Below are 5,513 nucleotides of genomic sequence, written 5' to 3' on the forward strand. Positions count from 1 at the left end.
GGCGGCGCATCAAGCTTGCGGCGCAGCAGAATGTCGCCATTCGGAAGCCGCTCTGGTGCTTCGTAATAACGAAAATCCCCGACCATCGCCAACAACTCGCGCAGCGCCGGTTCCAGCGCTATCAGCGCATCCTCAAGCCCCTCTTGCATATCGCCGACCTTGGGGCCGACTTCGTCCAAGAACTGCCGCAGCAACAACTGCGCACCGCGCTCGATCAGGCTGAATCCTTCTTCGGGCGGGGCCTCTGGCAACGCCTCTGGCGGTGCCTCTGGCGGTGCCTCTGGTGTTTGCGCCGCAAGTGGGGTGGCAAGCAAAAGTGCGAGGGCAAAAGCAATGTATTTCATGTGTCCACCATAACACGAATCGGACGCGTTTTTGAGACCCATCAGAGCGCCAGATCGACGCTGACAGGAAAATGATCGGAGGCCTGCAACAGCGCCTCGCGCAATTCGGGCGTGCGGTAGCAAACAGGGTCGTCAAACGGGTGCCAGATACGCCATTTCGGCGCGGCCTCGCACAGCCCCGGAGAGAGCATGATGTAATCAAGCAGCGCCGTAAAATACTGCCCTTCTTCGGCCAGATAGAAGCGCGCCGTGGTCGGTGCCGCAGCGGTAGGATGCATCAAAAGCGCATGTGCATGAGGCTCGCGCAGCCGCAGGGGTAGCGGAGATGTCTCGCCCAACACGATCTCGACCCCAGAGCGGCCAAACAGGCTTTCAAACTCGTCAATGCCAGGGCCGTCGTTGAAATCGCCAAGCACAATCAGATTATCGCCCGCGGCAAGGTGCTGCTCTACCCGCTCGCGTAGCCAGATACATTGCGCCAATTGCTTGCGACGGTTTTCGATCGCCAACCGCTTTTCGGCATCTGGGCTGCTGGCACCATGCGGCGCTTTCGATTTGATGTGCACACCGATCAGGCGCAAACGCTTGCCCGATTTCGTCGTCACCGCCACTTCCAGCGGCGGTTTGGAAAAGCTGACGGTTTCGGGTTCGGCATCGATGTTCAGATCGATGCGGTAGCTGCCATCAAAACGCGGCACTGCGTCGTTCATTGGATCATGGCGCGCGCGTATCACGTCAGGGTCATAAAGTAGCGCAATTTCCTGTTGCGTTTCATTAGCATAGCCGATCAGTGCGGATCGAGTGCGCAGCCCAAAATGGCGCGCAAAACGTTCGAGCATGGAAACCGTCTGGCGGCGGCGGTTATTGTCTGGCGCTTCGATAATCATGATCGCGTCGGCATCAAGCGCGGTGAAAACAATCCCCAGCGCGCCCAACTGCTCGGCCCGCGTAACGCCGAAGCGTGACGAAAGTTCTGCGTCTTCCAGCATCTTGCCACGGCGGTCGAAAAGGTTGGTGAACCATTCGACGTTATAGGTGGCAATGCGCATTCATCTGCCCCGGGCGCCGGAAATCACCTCCCAGGCGCGGTTGATGGCGACCAGCCGGTGTTCGGCCAACTTGACCGCCTCGGGCGGCAAGCCGCGCGCCTGTGCACGGTCAGGGTGGGTTTCGCGCACCAAGGCGCGCCACGCGGCCCGCACATCAGGCATCGGCGTTCCGGGCTCTACCCCCAGCACCGTCCAAGGATCGGGCTCTCCGCCCGGCACAAGTCGCGCCCGAATCGAGCGGAAGCAAGCGTCCGAAAGGCCGAACACGCGCGCCACCTCGCTCAGAAACGCGTCTTCCGAGGGGTGATAGTCGCCATCGGCCAGCGCGATCACGAATAGCCCTTCAAGCAGGTCTTTCAGCACCTCGGCACCGGGGCCAAACATCTTGGCAATCCGGTGTGCCCAAGCGTCGAACCCGGCCACATCGGACCGCGCAAGGTTGAACACCCGCGCTGCATTTCCCTCTTCGCCGGGCGGAATGGTGAATACTTGGCGGAAGGCCGCAACCTCGTCGCGCGTCACCTGCCCGTCGGCCTTGGCCAGTTTGGCGCCCAGCGCGATGATCGCGATGGTAAAGGCAACCGAGCGTTCGGGCGGGCTGCGCAGCCGCTCGAATACCGCCGCAAGCCCCTCGCCCCGCGCCAGCGACGAGATCGCCTCGGTAATCCGGGTCCAGAGTGAGACGGGCTTGTCCATAAAGGAATCCTACCCCTTCACAGCGTCTTTTGCATCAACACAAGATCGAGCCAGCGACCGAACTTCCGCCCGGTTTCAGGCATACGGCCCGTTTCAACAAAGCCGATGCTTGCGTGAAACGCCAGTCCCGCGGCGTTTTCGGCAGAAACACCCGCCACCAGCACATGGCAGCCCGCGGCCTTCGCATGTGCCTCAAGCGCGGACATCAGCGCACGGCCAAATCCGCGCCCATGCGCCTCGGGTGCCAGAACGATCGTATGTTCCATCGCGTGTGCATAGCCGTTGCCACCGCGAAACTGGGCGTAGGTGGCCACGCCCATCACCTGCCCGTCTTCCTCGGCCACCAGAAACTCGTACCCGGCGGCGCGGCGCGTGGCGATCATCTCGGTCAAACCAGCCTCGGTCTTTTCCTCGCTGGAAAAGGTCACCGTGGTGTCACGGATCATCGGGTTCCAGAAAGCCATGATCCGCGCAAGATCGCGCGGCTCGGCAGGTCGGATCATAGCAGGCGCTCTCCTTCGGGCGTGTTCAGGCGCAGGCGCAGGCCGGGTGTTCCATGCGCAAAGTGCAGCCGTCTATCGCGCCCCGGAAGCGATGCGGCAAGTGCTGTTATCTCGGGGTGGCTGATTTCCAGCGCGGTCAACCGCAGCCCGAGGTCAGGCAACCGTGGGGCCGGGTGCACCCCCGCCCATTCGATCAGCGATGGGTAAAGCCCGTCAAACGGCCCCTCGCCGCTTGTCGGCACCGTCAGCCGCCAAGAAAGCTCTCCTCGGCTGAGTGCCATCGGCGCGCCAACCCCCTCGGGCAGACGCAGCGCATCGAGATCGGTTGCCCGCATCACCCAAGCCACCGCGCGCGGCGAACCTTCGAACCGGTCCAAACCGAACCAGCGCGCGTGTTTCGGGCGCGGCGCCTCGGGGTTGACCGCGATAACCTCAAGGTATTCCGACGGGCCAAGGCTGAGCAGGCGGTTGTGAGTGCCCATGGCCGCATGTTCACCCCCACCTGACATGCGCACGCCAAGCTGCTCTTCCACCCATGCCACACCATCTTCCAGCCGCGCGGCAGCGATAGCGATATGATCCAGCATTATGTCCATCCGGCACCTCCAAACCCATCTTGCGCCAAGCTCGCGGCAGCGCAAGGCATTGCCCGCGAAGCCGGATCGGCAAGCCCGAACTAGCGCAAAACTGCCCGGATACCGTGCTGTCCGCAAGCGGCGTTGGTGCAGGTCAGCGGCGTGTGGCGCGGATCAGCGTCAGAATATCGCGCGCGGCAGCCGGTATATTGGTGCCCGGTCCGAAGATCGCCTTTACCCCGGCATGTGTCAGGAAATCATAGTCCTGCTGCGGAATGACGCCGCCGCAGATGACCAGAATATCGCCTGCCCCCTTTTCCTTGAGCGCCTCGATCAGTTTTGGTGCCAGCGTCTTGTGCCCTGCCGCTTGGCTGGAAATGCCAACCACGTGCACATCATTGTCGATCGCGTCTTGCGCGGCTTCTTCGGGGGTCTGGAACAGCGGCCCCACATCGACATCAAAGCCAATATCGGCGAATGCCGTAGCAATGACCTTGGCACCCCGGTCGTGGCCATCTTGACCCATCTTGACAACCAACATGCGCGGGCGGCGGCCCTCTTCTTCGGCGAAAGCCTCGACATCTTTCTGAATGGCGGCAAAGCCCTCGTCGCCATCGTAGGCCGCGCCGTAAACCCCGGCGAGCGTCTTGATCTCGGCGCGGTGGCGGCCAAACACTTTTTCCATCGCCATACTGATTTCTCCAACGCTTGCGCGCGCACGCGCCGCCGCGACAGCGGCCTCCAGAAGGTTGCCGCCCTCTTTGGCGCGGCGTGTCATTTCGGCAAGCGAGGCCATGCAGGCGGCCTCGTCGCGCGTGGCGCGCATCTTCGCCAGCCGCGCAATCTGCCCCTCGCGCACCGCGACGTTGTCGATATCGAGAATGTCGATCGGGTCTTCCTTGGCCAGCCGATACTTGTTGACGCCAACGATCACCTCTTCGCCGCGGTCGATCATCGCCTGCCTCCGCGCGGCGGATTCCTCTATGCGCAGCTTCGGCATTCCGGTGGCGACGGCCTTGGTCATGCCCCCCATCGCCTCGACCTCTTCGATCAGCGCCCAAGCCTTTTCGGCCAGCTCTGCCGTAAGGCTTTCAACATAGTAGCTGCCCGCCAGCGGATCGACGACATGGGTAATGCCGGTTTCTTCCTGCAAGATCAGCTGCGTATTGCGCGCGATGCGGGCCGAAAACTCGGTTGGCAGGGCGATGGCCTCATCAAGCGCGTTGGTGTGCAAGGATTGCGTGCCCCCCAGCGCCGCCGCCATCGCCTCATAGGCGGTGCGCACCACGTTGTTGTAGGGGTCTTGTTCCTGCAAACTGACACCCGAAGTCTGGCAATGCGTGCGTAGCATCAGACTGCCGGGCTTTTGCGCGCCGAACTCTGTCATGATGCGATGCCAAAGCTGACGCGCGGCGCGCAGCTTGGCCGCTTCCATGAAAAAGTTCATGCCGATGGCGAAGAAAAAGCTCAATCGCCCAGCGAATTCGTCAACGTTCATCCCGCGTGCAATGGCCGCGCGCACATATTCGCGCCCGTCGGCCAGCGTGTAGGCCAATTCCTGCACAAGGTTCGCGCCCGCCTCCTGCATATGGTAGCCGGAAATCGAGATCGAGTTGAACTTGGGCATTTCGGCTGCGGTAAATTCGATGATGTCGGCGATGATCCGCATCGAAGGCTCGGGCGGATAAATATAGGTGTTGCGCACCATGAACTCTTTCAGAATGTCGTTCTGAATGGTTCCCGAAAGCGCCTCGCGCGCAACACCCTGCTCTTCGCCGGCGACGATGAAATTGGCCAGAATCGGTATGACCGCACCATTCATCGTCATAGAAACGCTGATCTTTTCCAGCGGGATGCCACTGAACAAGATCTTCATGTCCTCGACCGAGTCGATCGCCACCCCGGCCTTGCCGACATCGCCCACCACGCGCGCATGGTCGCTGTCATACCCGCGGTGGGTGGCAAGGTCGAAAGCCACCGAAACGCCTTGTTGGCCGGCGGCAAGGGCCTTGCGGTAAAACGCGTTCGACGCCTCGGCGGTGGAAAAGCCTGCGTATTGGCGAATGGTCCAGGGGCGGCCTGCATACATCGTGGCACGCGGCCCGCGCGTAAAGGGCGCAACCCCCGGCACCTCGTTCATCTGTGCCAGCCCTGCGACATCTTCAGCGGTATAGAGCGGCTTGACTGCAATGCCCTCGAGGGTGTTCCAGATCAGACTATCGGGGTCTTTGCCCTTCATTTCTTTGGCGGCCAGCTTGCGCCAGAGGTCGGTGCTATCGCTCATCGAGTTTCCCTTTTCGTCACAGACCCGACAGCGCCGGGGATTCTTCCTTTGGTTTCCCGCCA

General features: G+C 61.9%; 6 protein-coding genes. All 6 read right to left on the reverse strand.

The genetic code is table 11. From position 1 onward, the window contains the following. The coding region (locus tag ABY403_RS12855) for an AAA+ family ATPase (RefSeq protein WP_372841223.1) at positions 1–344 on the reverse strand (344 nt) is incomplete at its 3' end. Between the two features lie 41 nt (positions 345–385). Next, on the reverse strand, positions 386–1,393 hold the full coding sequence (locus ABY403_RS12860) for an endonuclease/exonuclease/phosphatase family protein (protein WP_372841224.1): 1,008 nt from the start codon (positions 1,391–1,393) through the stop codon (positions 386–388). Beyond that, on the reverse strand, positions 1,394–2,089 hold the full coding sequence (locus ABY403_RS12865; RefSeq protein ID WP_372841225.1) for a TerB family tellurite resistance protein: 696 nt from the start codon (positions 2,087–2,089) through the stop codon (positions 1,394–1,396). Positions 2,090–2,106: 17 nt separating this feature from the next. Beyond that, positions 2,107–2,592 (reverse strand): N-acetyltransferase family protein, encoded by a 486-nt coding sequence (locus tag ABY403_RS12870; RefSeq protein WP_372841226.1) that lies wholly within the window; start codon positions 2,590–2,592, stop codon positions 2,107–2,109. After that, the gene (locus ABY403_RS12875; protein WP_372841227.1) at positions 2,589–3,188 is read right to left on the reverse strand and encodes a VOC family protein; all 600 of its coding nucleotides are present in this window, start codon (positions 3,186–3,188) and stop codon (positions 2,589–2,591) included. The genes ABY403_RS12870 and ABY403_RS12875 overlap by 4 nt, the downstream gene beginning before the upstream one ends. A gap of 133 nt (positions 3,189–3,321) precedes the next feature. Beyond that, positions 3,322–5,451 (reverse strand): methylmalonyl-CoA mutase, encoded by a 2,130-nt coding sequence (gene scpA / locus ABY403_RS12880; RefSeq protein ID WP_372841228.1) that lies wholly within the window; start codon positions 5,449–5,451, stop codon positions 3,322–3,324. Positions 5,452–5,513: the final 62 nt, after the last annotated feature.

Origin of the sequence: Phaeovulum sp. (genome assembly GCF_041596715.1) — a bacterium.
Taxonomy (GTDB): Bacteria; Pseudomonadota; Alphaproteobacteria; order Rhodobacterales; family Rhodobacteraceae; genus UBA6213.